The organism is Paenibacillus graminis (genome assembly GCF_000758705.1).
Lineage (GTDB): Bacteria > Bacillota > Bacilli > Paenibacillales > Paenibacillaceae > Paenibacillus_AQ > Paenibacillus_AQ graminis.
In genome coordinates this window covers 3360526-3379846 of record NZ_CP009287.1, presented here as the reverse complement: position 1 = coordinate 3379846, position 19321 = coordinate 3360526, and the positions used below count along the sequence as shown (strand labels likewise).

Genomic DNA, 19321 nt, shown 5'->3' with positions numbered 1-19321 from the left:
AGTAACCATTATAGCAGGGTGCAAGCCACCTGAAAATATCACTAAAGTTCCACTTCCTCTGCTCCCTTCCTTCTGATTGCTTCTGACGACAATAGGGTAAGGAAAGAATACGGCAGAAGCATAAATATATTTCAGAAAGGAAGAGATACAATGAGCCATCTTTCCAATGAACAGCTTGCCACCCTAAAAAAATCCCTGCTGGAGCGCAAAAGGGAGCTGGAGCAGCATTTCTCACAGAACGGGGAAGAAAACAGCCTGCTCGGTGACTCGCTCCGAAACTCAACCGGTGAACTTTCTTCCGCAGACAACCATCCTGCCGACACAGGCACTGAAACCTTCGAGCGAAGCCGGGATCTGGCGATTAACAGGTCCCTTTCCGAGGAACTGTCTGACATTGAAGCCGCCTTGCAGCGGATGAAAGACGGTACCTACGGAATATGTGTAGTAAGCAGCCAGGAGATTCCTTATGAGCGCCTGGAGGCGGTTCCCTATACTGCTTATGCTGTAGAGCATGTGCCGCCCCGCGAATCCTTCAGTGACCGGCCTGTGGAAGAAGAAGTAATGACGGCTCCCCCGGCAGGAGCAGGACGTAACCGTCAGGAGCACAGCGGCAGATTCGATGACGCCGGTGCCTGGGATTCTGTGGAGGATTATGGAAGTGCAAGCTCACCAGTGACTCCCCCGGGTCAGGATGCAGATAAAAAAGATATTTGATGCTAGAAATTATCCGCTACGGCTTTATTAAGTATTCCCAGGCAGCGGTCAAGATCCGTTTTGACCTGTTTTTTATATAGCCTGGCTTTTTCCTCCCCGTCGGCTGTGAAATGATACAGGACGATTTCCTGAAAATCCACTTTGGGATCATTTCCTTTGAGCTGCTTGGTGCGGTATAGAATGCCCTGCTGAACCAGCTCATGCAGCGCCCTGTAAATTTCACTCTGGGGGGGAGAATAGCCGTGGGCTTTGAAATCTCTCCGCAAATCCTCCAGCATTTGATAGCCATAACCTTTATGCTGCTCAACCATTGTAATCAGGTATACCTTAATAAAAGCCCGCTGGGCAATCATAAATGCCATGGGACACCTCCTGATGGTATGTTTCATTCTCCGGCTAGTTTCCTTATCTTTCCTGTACAACTCTAGTATATACTCTATTTTCCAGATTTCACAATGAGAATTTTTAAGATAGAGCCCCCCTTAAAAACCATTAATTAGGGTATAAGTACCCGGATTGGAGTGAATGTAATCGCTGGTGTTGGGAAGCAGGTTTGTTTGGGGGTTTTCTTTTGTGAATTTTTCATATGTTGAAATTTGGGAAAAATTCAGTAAGAAACGCGTTCGTTGCGGTTGCTGGCTTTGGTGGTTGCCGGGCTCTGCGCTTGCCGGGCTCTGCGGTTGCTGGGCTCTAGCCGTTCAGCATCGCTGAAGGAACCTGTCTTACTCCAACTTCTCAGAGCTCCCTGGACTGGATTAAAGGATGCGGCGCAGGCCAAAGTGGAAAAAGTAAACTTAATTCTCCTTCCCCCCGTTGTCTGCTACCATTAGTGGGAATTCCCACTAAAGCTTCTATGAAACGCCTTTTGAGCATATTTAAGTGAACTTCTTCTCTTGAATCCACGGCCTGCCGCCCCGCCTATATCATTTGATGCTTCCGAAATATCCACATTTTTTGGCATTGCATAAATTCTTAAACACCAAAAAAGACTGCATCTCAGGTTTTTGCCCGAAATGCAGTCTCTTTAACGAATACGGAGTCCAGTTAGCTTATCGGCTTCCATGAAGCCGCGTTTTCCTTACATCCGGTTGCCGTTGTAACGGTCCGGGTCAGTGTCTGCGTTCATGGACCCTCTGTTGCCCATGGCATTGCCAACTGTGGTGTCATCTCTGACTACACCAGGATTGGTCGCGCCCCGGTCCGTAAGGGGATCATTTAACGCACCGTCGCCATACACACTGTCGTATCTGCTGGCATTCAGGGAGCGGTTGCCCCGGAATACACTATGGATATCGCGGCCGCGGCCGTTGTCGTCCACCAGGACAAGGATTTTACCGCTGTCCACATATCCTTCATATTCTTTCGCTTCATCCTCAGGGATGCCCAGTCCAATCAGTCCGCCAACGAGTCCACCCGCACCTGCGCCGATTGCTGCCCCGGTCAGCGTTGCCACTATAGGACCTGCCGCCAGAATAGGACCTATCCCCGGAATCGCCAATGCTCCGATTCCGGCAAGCAGTCCGGCGATCCCGCCGACTACGCCTCCGGTTGCCGCACCGGTTGCCACTCCTTCTGGAGCCATCGTTCCTGTATCATCCGATATATTCTTGAGTTCATCCCGGTCACGAGTAATTACAGAGATTTCATCATTGCTTACACCCTGTCTCTGCAGCCCTTCAATTGCTCTGGTCGCTTCTTGTTCCGTGTCAAAAACTCCTACGATTTTGTCTGCCACTTGAAGCCCTCCTTCGTAATTGTCGTTCGCTACATTATTACCCGATCGGAGGTTTGCCAAACAGACTGCAAGCATTTTTTGCAGAATCCCGGGATATCGCGGCCATAAGCCTTATCTAGCAGGGCGGGTCCGGTTCGTCGGTGCTGCCTGGAGCGGATCATCCGGCCAATAATGTTTGGGATAGCGGCCTTTCAGATCCTTTTTGACTTCGAAATACGTACTGCGCCAAAAACTCGCCAGGTCCGCCGTCACCTGCACCGGTCTTCTGGCCGGTGATAGCAGATGCAGCAGGACTGCAACCTTGCCTCCCCCAATCCGGGGGGTATCCACTTGACCAAACATCTCCTGGAGCCTGACTGCGAGCACCGGGGCTGCCGGGTTGCTGTAATCCACAGGAATCCGGGAACCGCTGGGAACCGTAATATGTGTCGGCGCTTCCCTGTCCAGAAGCTTCCGGCTGTTCCAGTCCAGCAATCCTTCCAGCGCTCTGGACACCGGCACCCGCTGGAGATCGCGCAGATTGCGCATTCCCTGAATAAACGGCTGAAGCCATTCCTGCAGGGACGACAGCAACGCCTCCTCCGACACATCCGGGAAATCTGCCCGCAGACGATGCAGGAACTCCATCCGCTGCCGGAGCTGAACGGTTCCTTTGTCCCAAGGCAGCAGGGTCAGCCCTTCTTCCGAGAGGACACGAAGCAGCACCTCTTCCGCCTCTTCCGCAGCAGGCCGTTCATGTGAAGTTTCCTTTACAACCAAGGCGCCCAGCAGGGTCCTCCGGCGCGCCTGCACACTTCCGCTCTCTTTGTCCCAGTAGACTTCGCGCTGTTCCTGCAGGCTGCCCTTGTGATGCTTCAGCAGATCTGCTTCGGGCAGCTCTGCGGCAAGCATAATCCGGCTCTGGCCGGCGCGGTCATCAATGCCGGCCGCCACGATATAGGGCGAACGCGTCAGCGGCTGCCCTTCCCTCATGGCCGCCCCCCGGCCGCCGGTGAGCAGAAACGCGCCATCGCCGCGTTTCTGCCCGATGCGGTCGGGATAGGCGAAGGACAACAGCAGCCCGGTGAGGCTGATGTTGTCCGGCAGCGTACCCGGCGCGGCCTGCAGCTGCGCCAGGAAGCTCCGGCTCTCGCGCTGCACCGCGCGCAGAGCCGCCGGGTCCGCTCCGCCGCTGTCAGCAGCGGAGCGCTCGTACCTCAGCAGCGCCTCCACGCGCAGCGTGATGTCGCTGTCCAAGGCCGCGGGACCCCTTAGCAGGTCCCGCTCCTGGAGCAGCGCCGCCAGCCGGCAGGCGAGCGGCGCCGCTCCAAGCTCTGCCGCGCGCAGCAGCATATGCGCAACGCGCGGGTGCGCGCCCAGCGCGGCCATGCTGCGGCCGTGCGGCGTGATGGCGCCGCCGGCGTCCAGCGCGCCGAGCTGGCGCAGCAGCGCCAAGCCCTGCGCGTAGGGCGCGGCAGGCGGCGTGTCCAGCCAGAGCAGCGCCTCCGGGGCAGGCGCGCCCCACAGCGCCAGCTCCAGGGCGAGCTGCGCCAGGTCGGTCTCCATGATTTCCGGGACGGTGTCATCCGGAAGACGGGCATGCTCCTCCGGGCTCCACAGCCGGTAACATACTCCAGGCGCAGTGCGTCCCGCGCGGCCCCGCCGCTGGTCGGCGGAAGCCTTGGATACCGGAACCGTCGCCAGTCGGGGCATGCCTGTCCGCGGCGAAAATACCTGGGTCCGCCGCAGCCCTGTATCAATTACAGTCCGTACCCCTTCGATCGTCAAACTGGTCTCGGCAATGGAAGTAGCCAGCACGACCTTGCGTTCGCCTGGTATAGCGGGAGCCACGGCGGCATCTTGCTGAGCCTGCGGCAGCTGCCCATAAAGCGGACGAAGCACCGTGCCCGGAGGGAGAGCACTGCTCTCCAGTTCACGCTCAGTCCGCCGGATTTCACGCTCGCCGGGCAGAAAAACCAGCACATCTCCCGGCTGCTCGGCAAGCGCGCGGCGGACCGCTGCGGCAGCGGAATGCTCCAGCTGCCTGTCTCCTGAGCCTGGCAGATAAACCGTTTCCACCGGAAAGTTCCGGCCTGGGCAGTCCACTACAGGGGCTCCACCGAGCATAGCCGAGACCCGTCCGCTGTCGAGGGTCGCCGACATGATAAGAATCCGCAGATCCTCCCGCAGCACAGCTTGCGCTTCCAGTGTCAACGCCAGCCCGAGATCCGCGTGAAGGCTGCGTTCATGGAACTCGTCAAATATCACAAGCCCTACATCCCCAAGCGACGGATCACTTTGCAGCATCCGGGTCAACACACCTTCTGTGACAACAACGATCCGTGTATCCGGGCCAACCTTCGTATCATTGCGCATACGGTATCCTACTGTTTGCCCGGCACGTTCTCCCAGCAAGGACGCCATGTAACTGGCGGCCGAGCGGGCGGCCAGCCTTCTGGGCTCCAGCATTAATATGGTTTTGCCAGCCATCCAAGGCTCATCCAAAAATGCCGGAGGCGTCCCTGTCGTTTTCCCGGCGCCCGGCTCGGCAATCAGAACGGCGGCGGCAGAGCTATTCAATATGGTTTTCAGCTCAGGGAGCACCTGGGCAATCGGAAGCTGCTTCATCTAATCTCTCCATAACTTGTTATGATGCGGTATTCTATTATGATGGGGGATACCCTATTAAATATCAAGCTTCCCGCATACAAATAGAGAGCCAACCTTGCCCTTATGGGTCCGGACGGCTCTCTTCATTTATTATTCTTCACGGGTAAGCTGTGACTGAATCCGGTCTCCATAGTCGGTGAATGCGCTGCTGTTCTCGAATCCGCGCTGCCGCATAAGCTCCTGAAGACGGAGTTTTTTCAGCGTAAGCCTGGATTCCAGCTCTCTTCTTTCACCATCTGCGGCAGTGCCGCTGCTGTGGCAAGCCGCGAGCATTTTTTCCAGCGTTACACATTCTTTGCGCAGCGTGACTTCTTCAGGGAGCAGGCCGGCGTTCTTCATGATTTTGAAGGACATCCGCAGATCTTCCGGCACGCCGGACAGATCCTCCAGCTCCAGCGGTTTGCCATGTCCCGGCAGCTTATCAAAACCGCCGCTGCGCATAGCCTCCTGAATCCTCTGTTCCGCCAGCCAGGATAAAATCGACATAAACAGCACTTCCCTCCTTTGCCGGAAGGCTTTCTGAATCCAGCAAGTCAAACCAGCGTAATGCAGTTTTGCCTATAGTTTAGCATAAGGAACGAGGCAAATCACCTGCCGGCGGATATCAGCACTTCATTTCTTCTTCAGATACCCGCGATCTCCATAAGGCGACAGCTGCTCCAGCCATTTATTCTCCATATCAGGCAGCAGCTTGCGGTATTTGGCGAGCTCGGAGACTTCTGCCACAAAATCCTCCTCAGGCTTGATCTGCTCCAGAATTTCAAAAACAAACGCCTTCTCACCATACTCCTTCCAGTCGGCCTGAAGCGCTTTATTATCATGATTTCCAATATCCAGCATAAATTTATGTTTGTTCCAGACTCCATCCAGATTAAGGCTGCTGCCCACAAAAGCCTTGTCATTTCTGGTGTTGACGATCCGGTACACCCCCATCGGCCTGTGGGAATGCGCATAGTTATAGGCAAGCTCTTTACGTTTAGACTTCTCCATGATTCATGTTCTCCTCTTCATTTATAATTTAACCCAGTAGGTGCTTCCGTCAGGCTGGCGGTCCAACAGTCCATAATCGATCAGGTACCGCCGGAGCGTTACATAATCGGATGAAGCTTCCTTCAGGATGGCGTTAACTTCTTTCTCTGTATACTGGCGTCCGGTTTCAAAACGCTTGATCAGCTGGCGGAGAATCGCGGCTTTGCGCTTCTGTTTCTTAGGAAACTCCGAGAGCGGGCCTTCCGGCCCCTGCTTAAAATAAGCGCTCAGGATCTCGGCATTCTCTTCCTCGGTGATCGCAAACCGCTCGTCAACCATAGCCGCAGAACGCGGAATGCTGACAAAAGGCGAGGACGCCCCCGGCTTTTCTTCGGCAAGCTCCATCACGGCAAGGAACAGTCTGGCCTGCTTGACCTTTTCCCGCAATGTAAACCGGTGATTACGCACCGTGGAGGTGCTGCCGATGCCGAGCTCCCTGGCAGCTTCTCCATCGCTCAGGCTGTGCCGAAAAGCATTCAGCAGCCCCTTCTGCAGCTCCGTCAGTCCGGTAAGCTTCTTATCCAGCCCCAGCAGCCAGTTAAACATACCGCCATGCACCTGTTCCACATGAAGAGCTGCATACTTCCCGGCTTCATAATAATGGCTGTCTTCCTTGTAGATCAGACCCTTTTCAAATTCCTCTCCGCAGACAAGACATGTATAAAAACCTGAATGCTCCCGCATTTCAAATCGGAATCCCTGCTTCAGCTCACTAATGGAGGCATTCCAGAACTTTTCGGAGATGCTAACCGATTCATTGCCTTCCGCCAACATGATCACCCAATTCCTTATTAATATATAGACATATTATCATTTTGTTTGTTATTTTACAATCATCTAATTACATTGTTTACAAAACACACGGAAACGGCTTCGCTGCCCTTTGAATCTTTAAATACAAACCGGCCGCGCCGTCCTTCGCCGAACAACGTGACCGCTTTGATTTCAGTGTAGTGTTGTCTGGAGAACCCTTTATCCCTCCCTCGGCCATACCAAGTGGAAAAAGGATAACTAATTTGCTTAAACCCCCTAATTTTCGCAGCTGAAGTGGAAAAAGGGCAGCTAATTCGGCTCAATTCGCCCGTGATGAAGGAATATGGCCGATTAAGTTTCCTTTTTCCACTTCAATCTCACAATTGCTGATTTTGGGGAGAAATAAGTTCCCTATTTCCAACTAGCAATGCTCTGTTCCGGCCGCTGTCCTTCACTGACTGTGCAGACTGCCTTGTGCGGGCGGCGGCGAGTAAACAAGCATGGGCTAATACCGGACGATGACGATTATAAATGCGCGCTGTAGGGCAGCCATCCGGTCCCCCTCATAAATGCAGCCTTATCCTTGGTCATCCCTGACCCATGGATAAGGCTGTTTGTTTGTTAGTTTTTTAAGATAAAAGCGATTCGGCGCCATCAATTATGATCTGCGCTCCGGTAATATGAATCGCGTCATCCGAGGCAAGAAAAGAGACCAGGTCGGCTACATTTTCCGGCTTGCCGGGGCCGTCAGCAAGAGGCTGGGCCCCCTCCGGGAACTCAATCGGGATGACGATCGTTTCCACTTCCTCATTAAATTCTGTACTTTCATCGATGTTAGTGGAGATCGCTCCCGGACAAATGACGTTAACCCGGATTTTGAACTTCGCCAGCTCCAGCGCCGCCATCTTGGCAAAAGCAACCTGTCCGGCTTTGGTGGTGCTGTACGGTGACCAGCCGAAGCTGGCAAACCGGCTGTTGCCGTTGATAGAGCTGGTGATGATGATGCTTCCTTTACCCTTTTCCTTAAGATGCGGAATACTGTATTTCAGTGTCAGGAAAGTACCCGTCAGATTCACGGACATTGTACGCTCCCAGTCACTCAGACTCAGCTCCTCAATCGGTCCTACCGCACCATTGATGCCGGCATTGGCAAAAACAATGTCCAGTCCGCCGAAATACTCAACAGTCCTGCGTACTGCCTCTTCCATACGTTTCTCATCCGAGGTATCCACATCAATGGCCAGAGCACAGTCCTTACGCAGCTTGTTCAACTTCTGTTCCAGAACGGAGGTACGTTCATTCACCAGATCAAACAAGGCTACATTTGCGCCTTCACGGGCCATCTGAATCGCTGTCGCTCTGCCGATTCCGGAGCCCGCTCCTGTAATAATGGCTGTTTTACCGAGGAAACGTTTCTTTTTCATTATATTTGGGCTCATATGTACACTCCCTTTCCAAGTCGTCCACCATAGTGGCTCTGTTTCAAGATTACCCAAACAGCCCCTGATTATAATCATTTTATGCAAAATTTGCACAACCCGGGTGCAACATGCACAAAAGCCCCTCACATAGCGGGGCTTTTGCATGAAAGCTGATTCAGGTATTTTGCGGGGAACCCAACAGATCTTTTCTGATGCTCCAAAAGCCCCGCTCCCGCGAGGCCACTCCTTCACTCGTTCACTTCTCCAGCTGCCGCACATCCACCTTGACCGTCAGCGTACCCCCAACCCCGCGGTAGACCCCTTTTACCGGAACGATATCCTTATAGTCCCTGCCATGTCCCAGCTTGATATAACGCCAGTTCACTTCCACGTTATTCGTAGGATCAAAACCCAGCCAGCCGGTGCCGGGAATATGCGTCTCCACCCAGGCATGCGAAGCCTGCTCGAAATCGGCATTGCCGCCCTGAAGGTCTCCGACAAAATGATACCCGCTGACATACCGCGAAGGCAGTCCGACACTGCGGCAGACCGCAATCATCAGATGGGCGTAATCCTGGCATACCCCCCGTTTGAGCTTCAGCGCTTTTTTAACGGTAGTGTTGACACTTGTGGCTTCAGGGTCATACGTAAACTGCTCATAAATCGTCGAAGACAGCTTTTTGGTCCATTCATACATATCCTCTGCTGCATCAAACGGATGCTGCGAAGCAAATTCAACCAGCTCCGGTGTCACTTCCGTATAACGGGTAGGCAGAATGAACTCCACATACCGGTTCTGGAACTTCTCATCATTCAGCAGCTTCACCTGCTCCTCCAGCGGAATATGCGGCAAATCCGAGCCTTGCGCCTTATCCAGCGTAACCACAGTTGCCTTGGTGCGGATTACCATTTCGGTATGCGGCTTATTTACAGAATATGCATGAACCCGGTTGCCAAAAAAATCCTCATAGGTCAGCAGATTCGCCGGTGGAAATACTTCTACCTCATGATGGTAGCAGGATTGCCGGTAATTGGTGCGCGGCGTCAGACGGATTTCATTGACACTGTCCGTAACCGGCTCCGGGTAGCTGTACGTCGTGGTATGATGGATCTGAATTTTCATGCGGACACTCCTTCACGGCGAAAAAAGGCGCCTTCCATCGTTCTGCCGAGCTTCTGGCAGGAACCCATCAACGACTGCAGTACGTCCTCTACGAGATCGCCGGACATCTCTTCCTTTTCCATATAATCAAGCTCGGCCTTAATCTTGCCGGCCTGGCGGATGACCCGTTCATGTCCGGAGCCTTTCTCGGAAGAATCCAGCTGGAGCTTCGCTAAATGCTCTTCCAGCTTGTGGAAGGAGAAACGGATCGAGCGGGGAAAATAAGCATTCACGATCAGGAACTCCAATATGCTCTCCGGTGACATCGCATCTGCATAATACCGCCGGAAGGCCTGATATCCGCTTACTGATTTGAGCACCGCCTGAAGCTGGGTGTAGATCGCGTTGATATCCTTGGACTTGCAGGATACCGTAACGGCCTGCAGAATCCGGGTCGTATTCTCTGCCCTTTCCAGAAACCGCCCGCTCTCAATAAACCGCCATTCATTGCCCCGCAGCATCACGGACTGCTCTGCACCGAGGAACATTGCCGCTCGCTCTTTAACTTGCTGGTAGAACTGATGGGGACCGCTCAGAATATCCGCCACCGACTGCTCCCCGAGCCACAGGTTGAAGCTGTTGATGATATCCCACAGCTCGCTGGGGAGATGCTGCCGCAGGGTGCGAAGATTATTTCTGGCTTGATGGACACAAGAGAACAAAGAATTGGAATTGCCAAGATCGAGTGTAATGAAGGATAAAACATCCTGCTCGCAAAAGCCTTCAAACTGCTGCAGATATTCATTCCGGACCCCCAGCGCATCAATCAACCTGGACCACTTGTGTCCTTCCGCCTGGAAGTCCTCTTCCTGTTGAATATGATAATGAACATCGATCAGCCGTGCGTGATTCTCCGCCCGCTCAATGTAACGGCCAATCCAGAACAAAGCTTCCGCATTGCGATTCAGCATCGTACCACTCCTTCGTTAACGTATAGATGCCGCACTTTGTCAAAGATATGAATGTAAATATTTCAACCTAACGTTGTCCTATTAATTCCAGCCCCTAAGCCATTACCCAGGTATCCTTCACACCGCCACCCTGTGATGAATTGACAACCAGTGATCCCTCCTTCATGGCGACACGGGTCAGCCCCCCTGGAATGACATGCGGCTTGCGGTCCGCACCCATCAGCACAAATGCCCGCAGGTCAATATGGCGCGGAGCCATGCGGCCTCCGGAGAGTACCGGAGCTCTCGACAGTGACATTATGGGCTGGGCGATATACCGGACCGGATCGGCAAGGATTTTGAGCCGGAAATCTGCCAGCTCTTCTTTCGAGGCCTCACTGCCGATCAGCATGCCATACCCGCCGGATAACGAAGTTTCCTTAACTACCATTTCATTGAGATTATCCAGCACATATTGGCGTTCCTGCGTCCTGGACAGCAGATAGGTGGGAACATTCCCCAGGATAGGCTCTTCGTTCAGATAATACCGGATCATATCCGGGACATATACGTACATCGCTTTGTCATCGGCAACGCCGGTTCCCGGTGCATTGGCGATGGCAATATTTCCTGCCCGGTAAGCATTCATCAATCCGGCAACTCCCAGGAGTGAATTCGGCTGAAAAGCCAGCGGATCTATGAAATCATCATCCAGTCTGCGGTACAATACATCCACACGCCGCATCCCGTTCATTTCCTTTAGATACACCTTATGGTCCCGGGCAACCAAATCCCGGCCTTCTACCAGGTGGATTCCCATTTGCTGGGCCAGAAACGCATGCTCATAGTAAGCAGAGTTATATTCACCAGGAGTCAGCAGCGCAATCACCGGGTCCTTTGTCCGGGACGGGGAAAGGCTGCGCAATACAGAGAGGAACCGGTTCAAGCTATGGTCCACATCCCGGATGGAGCTGGCCAAAGACAATTCGGGAAACAGCTGGTTCATCAGGGATCTGCCTTTAAATAGGTAGGAAAACCCTGAAGGTGTCCGCAGATTGTCCTCAAGCACATAATACTCCCCGTCGTGATGACGGATCAGATCAATCCCCGAGGTCGTAACGTAGGCACCGCCGGGCACCCGCAAGCCGGACATCTCCGGACGGAAATAGCAATTGGAAATGATCATGCGGCGCGGCACGACGCCGTCTTTGACAATGTACTGCTCATGATAAATATCGTGAATGAACAGATTTAAGGCTGTAATCCGTTGAACTATCCCGGCTTCCAGCCTCTCCCATTCACCTTTGGGAATAATCCGCGGAATCATATCAAAGGGAATCGTACGCTCCATAGGATGGTCCTGTGCAGGATTGTACAGCGTAAAGGTAATCCCCTCTTCCATCATCCGACGCTGCATCGTTTTCTGTTTGAGCTGCAGCTCTTCGGGGCTCATCCCGGAAAACATGCGGTTCACATGTTTGTAATGCGGCCGGATACTCCGTTCATCAGCATACATTTCATCGTAAAAATGCTGCAGTGGATACGGAGACAGTCCGGGCAAAGGATCAAGTTTGGACATGAGCCCGACTCCTTTCGGATTAATAGTATGTGTGATGTTTATTGACAAATTGATGTGATTTTTCAAAAAATGACTTCAAAAATTATTAAAATATACATTCATAATACGTAAATGCTATTGTTCATGTCAATGTATATAACAGCGAAATGGAGTTTATTATCCAACTCGCAATTTTGAAATCGCTTCCTTTCTCAGAAAACGGTTAATCAAGGATATATATATGAGGAATACATTGAATTGTATGCGGGAGAGTTGACAAGCAGTACTATTATGAATTTTTCATATAATGAATTTTTATATTGTTTTCCGCGAAAAAGAGCGGCCAATGCTTCTTTTAAAGAGGCACGGCCGCTCTTGGCACCCAAGATTCATATGGTTTGGCTTAAAGGTCCCCGATCTATTCCTGCTTTTCGTTATCCTCTTCCTCGGAAATTATACCGGCAAACAGAGCGTGCACGAACTGGGTGGAGTCAAATGGCTGCAAATCCTCAATCTTCTCTCCCAAGCCAACAAGCTTCACCGGAAGATTCATTTCCTGACGGATGGCAACCACAATCCCGCCTTTGGCCGTACCATCCAGCTTGGTCAGCACCAGGCCGGTGACACCGCTTTTTTCACCAAAAAGCTTGGCCTGGGTCAATGCATTCTGACCTGTAGTGGCGTCCAGCACCATCAGCACTTCATGCGGTGCGCTGGGAATTTCGCGCTGAATAACGCGGAAGATTTTGTTAAGCTCTTCCATGAGATTGCTTTTGTTCTGCAGTCTGCCTGCGGTATCGCAGATGAGCACATCCACATTCCGCTGCTTGGCAGCCTGTACAGCATCGAACATCACCGCAGCCGGATCAGAGCCAGCCTGCTGCTTGATGACATCCACACCCGCACGCTGTCCCCAGACTTCCAATTGCTCAATGGCCCCCGCACGGAAGGTATCGCCTGCGGCGAGCAGAACCTTTTTGCCCTCTTGTTTGTAACGGTGTGCCAGCTTGCCGATGGTAGTCGTCTTGCCGACACCATTTACCCCGACGAACAGAATGACTGTAATGCCGTCCGGATTTTCTTTTAGGCTGTTGTCATCATCACCACGCAGCAGCTCCATCAGCTTCCGGGACAGAATGGGCTGCAGCTCGGAAGCATCCTCGATGCGCTTCTGCTTCACTTCTGCTCTTAGTTCCTCAACGAGAGTCATCACAGTATTTACACCGACATCCGCGCCGATCAGAATCTCTTCCAATTCCTCATAGAACTCTTCATCTATCTTCTTGCGGCGGATAATCAGGTCGGATACTTTTTCCACGAACCCCTTGCGTGTCTTCTCCAGACCGTCGCGGAATTGTTTCGTTACGCTCTCCGTTTTGCCGGAGATGCTTTCTTTTAATTTCCGGAAAAAGCTCATATTGTTCCTCCTAACGTATTGTGAGCATAAACATCTCTATTGTAGTTACGGTGATGTAGACCCTGCATCGCAAAATAGCTGTGGGACTACGCAATCTCCGCTTCCTCATCCTCCAGTTTAACCGACACTAACTTGGATACGCCGCCTTCTTCCATTGTAACACCGTAGAGCACATCCGCTTCTTCCATGGTTCCCTTGCGGTGGGTGACGACAATGAACTGGGTCTGCTCCGAGAATTCGCGCAGATACTGGGCAAAGCGCACCACGTTGGCTTCATCGAGGGCAGCTTCGACCTCGTCCAGTACGCAGAACGGCACAGGCTTGACCTGCAAGATGGCGAACAGCAGCGCCATGGCTGTAAGTGCCCGCTCTCCACCGGATAAAAGCTGCAGATTTTGCAGTTTTTTGCCGGGAGGCTGGGCAACAATATCAATCCCCGTGTCCAGCATATGCTCAGGGTCCAGCAGCATCAGATCGGCCCGTCCGCCCCCGAACAGTTTGGAGAATACAGTGCCGAATTCACGGCGGATGGCGTCGAAGGTCTGCTTGAACCGTTTAGACATTTCCTCTTCCATCTCATGAATAACGTGGTAGAGTGTGGTTTTAGCTTCCACCAGGTCATCCTTTTGGCCGCTTAGGAAAGTAAACCGCTCATGCACGCGCTGATATTCCTCAATCGCTCCAAGATTCACCTCGCCCAGCGAAGAAATGCTGCGTTTGAGACGCTGCACCTCCAGTTGGGCGGCAGGCACGTCCTCAGGCACCGCATAACGCTGCTTTGCCAGTTCGTAGCTCAGTTCGTAGTCGTCACTCAGCTTGCGCAGAATATTATCCAGCTCCACATCGAGCCGCCCTACGGCAACTTCTGTGGAGCGCAGCTTGTCGTCAACGGTTTTGAGTGCCTGGCGCTGATCCTTGGTCTCGCCTTCGGCCAGCTCCAGCTTGCGTGTTAACGCCGCACGGTCGGCACGGGCCAGATCCAGCTTGGCCGCCGTCTCTTCTTTTTTCAGCCGATAGCTGTTCAGGTCTTCCTGCTGCTTCACAGCTTCCTTCGTGTTTTCTTCCAGATCCTTCTCAATAGTGATCAGCAGACTGCGGCTCTGGCGCAGCTCTTTATCCTGCGAACCCGCATCCTGTCTCATGCGCCGCACCTGCTCTTCCAGAGAGAAAATCTCCTGGTCCAGCTTGCCCTCGGTGACCTTCATCCCGGTCAGCTTGCTCTGCAGCTCTTCCTTGGCCGACTCATTCGCCTTGCGCGCAGATTCAGCAGTCCGGATCGCCTCATGGGCTTCTTTCTCTTCCTTCTCCAGCCGCTCAAGCTCAGCAGCCGCTTGTTTGCGGCTCTCCTCCAGCGCCCGGACCTCGCTTTCGAACCCGCTGCGCTCGGCACCGGCTCCGTCGACCTGTTCCTGCACATGGCGAAGCTCCTGCTCCAGCTGTTTCAGGTCACCGGAGACACGCTGCTCCTCCAGACGCTTCTCATCACCGTCATGGCGCAGCTCCTCCAGCTTCCGCGAAGCACTCTCCTGCTCCTCCCGCAGCCGGCTGATGCCCTGCTTCAGCTTCACGATCTGCCGCTCACTTTCCTCAATCTCGCTGAACAACTGGTCCAGCTGGCGCTTGCGGCTTAACAGGCTGTTGTTCTTCTTATGCTGGCTTCCCCCGGTCATGGAACCGCCCGCATTGACAACATCGCCCTCCAAGGTCACCACTCTATAACGGTACTGGCACTTGGCGGCAATGCGGTTCGCCTGTTCCAGGCTCTCGGCGATAACTACATTCCCCAGCAGGCTGCCGACTATACTTGCATATCTATCTTCGAAACCCACCAGCTCAGAACCAATTCCGACAAAACCGTCGGCACCTTCCACCATACTGCGGTCGCTTCCGCCAATCTGCCGGGCACGGATGACATCGAGCGGCAGAAAGGTCGCACGTCCCAGTTGACGCTGTTTCAGAAAGCTTATCGCTTGCCGGGACACCGCCTCATTATCCATTACCACATGCTGGAGCGAAGCCCCCAACGCCGTCTCGACAGCCATTTCCAGCTTCTCCGGAACCGAAATCAGCTCAGCGACAGCACCATGTACGCCGCTTAGCTGGCCTTTGCGCGCACCCTTCAGCACCTCTTTGACACCGAGCATAAATCCGTCAAAATCATCCTGCATTTCCTTCATCGTCTCATGCCGGGAAACCTGGGCTTCACGCTTCTGCTCCCATTTGCGGAGTCCGCTCTGTGTCTCCTCCAGCAGCTTCTGACGTTTACTGGTTTGCTCGCTTTCCGTGATGTATGCATTGCGCAGCGCACCGATTTCTTTGCCCAAGCCGGCAATTTTGTCCTTCAGACCGTTTTGGGCAGCGGTTAATTCCTTCAGCTTCGCTGTCCATTTTCCGCTCTCTTCCTGGCTGCGGCTCATTCTGCGCTCCAGGCTTTCCTTCTGCTGGTCCGCATAGCGGATTTCATTCCGGGCCTGGGCCATCAGATTCATCAGCTCCAGGAGTGCACTTTTCAGCTGCTCTTCCTTGCTCTGGTTAATGCCTCCGGCTACGCCTTCCAGCCTGGACTCCTCATCTGCAAGCTGTGTCCGCAGCTCTTCAAGAGCCTGCCGGGATTGCTGCAGCTTATGCTCCAGCTCTGCAAGCTCACGCTGCCGGCCTTCGGAACGTTCGCCCACAGATCCAAGGGTGGCCAGCAGCTGCTCCCGGTTGCTCTCCAGATTGCGTCTGCGTTCCTTCAGCAGCTCACCGTAGCCTTCGCTTTTCTCATTAGCTTCACTATAACGCAGCAGCTGCTCCTGCAGCTTCTCTACTTCTTCTTCCAATAAGCGCAGCTCGGCGCGTCCGCTTTCAAGCTTGGCATCATGGGCTGAAACGATAGTGGACAGCTCAAGCTGCTCGTCGCGCAGCACTTCCAGACGGTCATTGCCTTCCTTCCACGCGGTATGTATGCCTTCGATCTGGTGGACATACACAGAGATCTCCAGCTGCTTGAGCTGCTCGCGCAGTTCCTTGTAACGGATCGCCTTCTCGGACTGATCCTTCAGCGGTCCCACCTGATCCTCCAGTTCACTGATCAGATCGTGAATACGCAGCAGATTCTGCTCTGTTTCATCGAGCTTGCGTCCCGCATCTCTTTTGCGTGATTTATATTTAACAATCCCTGAGGCTTCTTCAAATATGCCGCGCCGGTCCTCAGAACGGGTACTGAGAATTTCTTCAATCCGGCCTTGTCCAATAATCGAATAAGCCTCGCGCCCGATACCGGTATCCATGAACAGCTCTGTGATATCCTTCAGACGGCAAGCCTGCTTATTGATTAAGTATTCACTTTCTCCGCTGCGGTGCACACGGCGGGTTACAGTCACCTCGCTGAAATCCAGGGGCAGCACATGATCCTCATTATCCAGCGTAAGCGACACTTCCCCGTAGTTCACAGCCTTCCGCGCATCGCTCCCGGCAAAGATAATATCCTCCATCTTGCCGCCGCGCAGCGATTTGGCGCTTTGTTCGCCCAGCACCCAGCGGATGCCGTCGGAAATATTGCTTTTGCCGCTGCCGTTCGGACCCACTACGGCTGTAATTCCGCGCACAAATTCCATTTCCGTTTTGTCGGCAAATGATTTAAAGCCAGCTAATTCAATCCGTTTCAAAAACATACCCTCTTATTCACCTCTGCCCCATTATACCATAGCGGTTCACCGCCTAAATAGCCCTAATACACCGGACCCCTGGCGGACTTCAGACCCTATTTGCCACACGTGGAAACGGCTTCGCCATCCTTTTAAGGACGTATCGTTTCAGCGAGAAATATAAGGAAAATTTATCGCGTGAAGCATACAAATCATTATTTAACAAAAACGGCTGTGCCTTCTTTGGATAAAGGGAGTCTGACTCCCCGCAATCAATAATCCTGCGCGTATTCCGAAAAAGAGCAGCAAAAGTCTGAGCTCCGCCTGTACGCCGGCATTCAGACCATTGCTGCTCTCCTCCGCTAGACTAAAACAAACCCTAAATCTGCAGCCCGGCACTTAAGCGCCATCTTCCTTCAGCCGCAAAAGTGCTGCCGCTGCCGCCTGCTGCTCCGCTTCTTTCTTGGAGCGGCCACTGCCGCTGCCAAGTGACCGGCCCGCCATATAAACCTCAGAGACGAATTCCCGTTCATGTGCTGGTCCACGTTCTTCAATAATCCGATATTCCAGCGTACCCATTCCGTGATGCTGAATCAGCTCCTGAAGCTCCGTCTTGAAATCGCTCATCTGCATTTGCAGCTTGCCGTCCGTCTCCACCAGCGGGAATACATGATTATCGAGAAACCGCCGGGCCGTTTCCAGCCCCTGGTCCAGATAAAGCGCTCCCACGAAGGATTCGAACACATCGGCCAGCAAGGCCGGGCGGGTTCTGCCGCCCGTAAGTTCTTCCCCTTTACCCAGCAGTACATAGCGTCCAAAACCAAGACTCTCGGCAAATCTGACTAAGGACGGCTCGCATACGATTGCCGCGCGCAGCTTGGTCAGCTCACCTTCAGGTCTGTCCGGAAGCAGATTGTACAAATATTCAGACACCGTCAGCTCCAGAACTGCATCGCCCAGAAATTCCAGACGCTCGTTGTCCTGATGCTGATTGAACCGGTGTTCATTCACATAGGAGGCATGGGTAAAGGCTTGCTTCAGAAGTACAGCATCGTGAAATTGGATTTGAAGTTGGCTTTGTAACTGCTTCAGGTCTCCTTTCACCGCACTGTCTCCCTTACTGATTATATTTTTTGAGAATTACCGTAGCGTTATGTCCTCCGAAGCCAAAGGAATTTGACATAACGATGTTAAGCTCTGCTTTGCGCGGAACATTCGGAACATAGTCCAAGTCGCATTCCGGGTCGGGATTGTCCAAATTAATGGTTGGCGCAATCATGCCCTTTTGCAGAGACAATCCGCATATGATAGCTTCCACACCCCCGGCAGCACCAAGCAAGTGGCCTGTCATGGATTTGGTGGAGCTGATCGCAACCTTGTAGGCATGATCTCCCAGAGCCTTCTTGACAGCAGAAGTTTCTGACTTGTCGCCAACAGGGGTGGAGGTTCCATGCGCGTTAATGTAATCAATCTCTTCAGGTGCAATTCCGGCATCGCGGATCGCCATCTTGATGCAGCGTGCGGCACCATCCGGGTCCGGCTCTGTCATATGGTGGGCATCTGCGCTCAGACCGTAGCCAATCACTTCGGCATAAATCTTGGCACCGCGTTTCTCGGCATGCTCCAGTGATTCAAGTATCAGAATCCCTGCACCTTCGCCCATAACGAACCCGTCACGGTCAATGTCAAACGGCCGGCTGGCCTTCTCAGGCTCTTCGTTGCGTGTAGACATGGCTCTCATTGCACAAAAGCCGGCCATTCCGGTAGGACGGATGGTAGCCTCCGAACCGCCACAGATCATCGCATCTGCATCGCCGCGCTGAATCAGGCGGAAGGATTCCCCAATCGAATGGCTTCCTGTTGCACAAGCCGTCACTGTTGTTGTATTCGGACCTTTTGCACCTAAACTGATCGACAGCTGCCCTGAACCCATGTTGGCAATCATCATGGGGATGAAAAACGGGCTGACGCGTTTGGGGCCTTTCTCCAATAGGAGATTATGGTTGTCTTCCCATGTACCCAGTCCACCAATACCGGATCCGACCGATACACCGATCCGCTCCGCATCGATATCCTCACCGATCACAAGTCCGCTGTCCTTCAGCGCATCTTCTCCGGCAGCCACGGCAAACTGGACAAAACGGTCCATCTTGCGCGCTTCCTTGCGGCCAAACCGCGCCTCTGGATCAAAGTCTTTGACTGCCGCTGCAATCTTGGTAGTGTACTCACTGACATCAAAGGTATCTACCGTTGAGATTCCGGACTTGCCGCTCATCAGATTATCCCAAAACGTATCCAAATCCGCACCAAGCGATGTTATCACACCCATACCTGTAACAACTACTCTATGACTCAAACGCAATC

Annotated in this window: 15 protein-coding genes; 1 reads left to right on the top strand and 14 read right to left on the bottom strand. The window is 53.2% G+C overall.

Translation table 11 applies throughout. From position 1 onward, the window contains the following. Positions 1–150: 150 nt before the first annotated feature. Entirely contained in the window at positions 151–714 is a 564-nt protein-coding gene (locus tag PGRAT_RS14050) for a TraR/DksA C4-type zinc finger protein (RefSeq protein ID WP_025705763.1), read from the top strand. Positions 715–716: 2 nt separating this feature from the next. On the opposite strand, the gene PGRAT_RS14045 is transcribed toward PGRAT_RS14050, so the two are convergent. The 14 genes from PGRAT_RS14045 to fabF all read right to left on the bottom strand — a co-directional run bounded on the left by PGRAT_RS14045 (position 717) and on the right by fabF (position 19313). After that, positions 717–1076 (bottom strand): replication termination protein, encoded by a 360-nt coding sequence (locus tag PGRAT_RS14045; RefSeq protein ID WP_020432045.1) that lies wholly within the window; start codon positions 1074–1076, stop codon positions 717–719. A 716-nt stretch (positions 1077–1792) separates the two neighbouring features. Then, positions 1793–2449: a general stress protein gene (locus tag PGRAT_RS14040; protein WP_025705762.1), complete on the bottom strand. Its 657-nt coding sequence runs from the start codon at positions 2447–2449 to the stop codon at positions 1793–1795. Between the two features lie 111 nt (positions 2450–2560). Beyond that, positions 2561–5056 (bottom strand): ATP-dependent helicase HrpB, encoded by a 2496-nt coding sequence (hrpB, locus tag PGRAT_RS14035; RefSeq protein WP_042266762.1) that lies wholly within the window; start codon positions 5054–5056, stop codon positions 2561–2563. A gap of 132 nt (positions 5057–5188) precedes the next feature. After that, positions 5189–5584 carry a DnaJ family domain-containing protein gene (locus PGRAT_RS14030; RefSeq protein ID WP_025703207.1) on the bottom strand — a complete coding sequence of 132 codons (396 nt, stop codon included), beginning with the start codon at positions 5582–5584 and terminating at the stop codon, positions 5189–5191. Between the two features lie 126 nt (positions 5585–5710). Further along, the gene (locus tag PGRAT_RS14025) at positions 5711–6088 is read right to left on the bottom strand and encodes a GIY-YIG nuclease family protein (protein WP_025703208.1); all 378 of its coding nucleotides are present in this window, start codon (positions 6086–6088) and stop codon (positions 5711–5713) included. Between the two features lie 21 nt (positions 6089–6109). After that, positions 6110–6901: a DUF2087 domain-containing protein gene (locus PGRAT_RS14020; protein WP_036702796.1), complete on the bottom strand. Its 792-nt coding sequence runs from the start codon at positions 6899–6901 to the stop codon at positions 6110–6112. A gap of 608 nt (positions 6902–7509) precedes the next feature. After that, positions 7510–8304, bottom strand: coding sequence for an SDR family oxidoreductase (locus PGRAT_RS14015; protein ID WP_238326725.1), 795 nt, complete (start codon positions 8302–8304; stop codon positions 7510–7512). 253 nt (positions 8305–8557) lie between these two features. Further along, a complete protein-coding gene (locus tag PGRAT_RS14010; protein WP_025703211.1) occupies positions 8558–9424 on the bottom strand; it encodes a transglutaminase family protein in 867 nt (288 codons plus the stop codon). After that, complete coding sequence (locus PGRAT_RS14005; protein ID WP_025703212.1) at positions 9421–10374, bottom strand: alpha-E domain-containing protein; 954 nt, start codon at positions 10372–10374, stop codon at positions 9421–9423. Before PGRAT_RS14005 ends, PGRAT_RS14010 begins: the two co-directional genes overlap by 4 nt. Positions 10375–10468: 94 nt before the next feature. Continuing rightward, positions 10469–11932: a circularly permuted type 2 ATP-grasp protein gene (locus PGRAT_RS14000; protein WP_025703213.1), complete on the bottom strand. Its 1464-nt coding sequence runs from the start codon at positions 11930–11932 to the stop codon at positions 10469–10471. 397 nt (positions 11933–12329) lie between these two features. Continuing rightward, positions 12330–13328, bottom strand: a complete 999-nt coding sequence (ftsY, locus tag PGRAT_RS13995) for a signal recognition particle-docking protein FtsY (RefSeq protein WP_025703214.1) — start codon at positions 13326–13328, stop codon at positions 12330–12332. A gap of 86 nt (positions 13329–13414) precedes the next feature. Next, the gene (gene smc, locus PGRAT_RS13990; RefSeq protein WP_025703215.1) at positions 13415–16984 is read right to left on the bottom strand and encodes a chromosome segregation protein SMC; all 3570 of its coding nucleotides are present in this window, start codon (positions 16982–16984) and stop codon (positions 13415–13417) included. A 372-nt stretch (positions 16985–17356) separates the two neighbouring features. Further along, positions 17357–18061, bottom strand: coding sequence for a ribonuclease III (rnc, locus tag PGRAT_RS13985; RefSeq protein ID WP_039839031.1), 705 nt, complete (start codon positions 18059–18061; stop codon positions 17357–17359). A 13-nt stretch (positions 18062–18074) separates the two neighbouring features. After that, entirely contained in the window at positions 18075–19313 is a 1239-nt protein-coding gene (gene fabF / locus PGRAT_RS13980) for a beta-ketoacyl-ACP synthase II (protein ID WP_025703360.1), read from the bottom strand. Between the last annotated feature and the right edge of the window lie 8 nt (positions 19314–19321).

Coding starts and splice junctions, on each gene's coding strand:
- PGRAT_RS14020 (WP_036702796.1), bottom strand. CDS start 6,901: ATGTTGGCGGAAGGCAATGAATCGGTTAGCATCTCCGAAAAGTTCTGG.
- PGRAT_RS14045 (WP_020432045.1), bottom strand. CDS start 1,076: ATGGCATTTATGATTGCCCAGCGGGCTTTTATTAAGGTATACCTGATT.
- hrpB (WP_042266762.1), bottom strand. CDS start 5,056: ATGAAGCAGCTTCCGATTGCCCAGGTGCTCCCTGAGCTGAAAACCATA.
- PGRAT_RS14005 (WP_025703212.1), bottom strand. CDS start 10,374: ATGCTGAATCGCAATGCGGAAGCTTTGTTCTGGATTGGCCGTTACATT.
- PGRAT_RS14000 (WP_025703213.1), bottom strand. CDS start 11,932: ATGTCCAAACTTGATCCTTTGCCCGGACTGTCTCCGTATCCACTGCAG.
- ftsY (WP_025703214.1), bottom strand. CDS start 13,328: ATGAGCTTTTTCCGGAAATTAAAAGAAAGCATCTCCGGCAAAACGGAG.
- PGRAT_RS14030 (WP_025703207.1), bottom strand. CDS start 5,584: ATGTCGATTTTATCCTGGCTGGCGGAACAGAGGATTCAGGAGGCTATG.
- PGRAT_RS14050 (WP_025705763.1), top strand. CDS start 151: ATGAGCCATCTTTCCAATGAACAGCTTGCCACCCTAAAAAAATCCCTG.
- PGRAT_RS14025 (WP_025703208.1), bottom strand. CDS start 6,088: ATGGAGAAGTCTAAACGTAAAGAGCTTGCCTATAACTATGCGCATTCC.
- PGRAT_RS14010 (WP_025703211.1), bottom strand. CDS start 9,424: ATGAAAATTCAGATCCATCATACCACGACGTACAGCTACCCGGAGCCG.
- smc (WP_025703215.1), bottom strand. CDS start 16,984: ATGTTTTTGAAACGGATTGAATTAGCTGGCTTTAAATCATTTGCCGAC.
- PGRAT_RS14015 (WP_238326725.1), bottom strand. CDS start 8,304: ATGAAAAAGAAACGTTTCCTCGGTAAAACAGCCATTATTACAGGAGCG.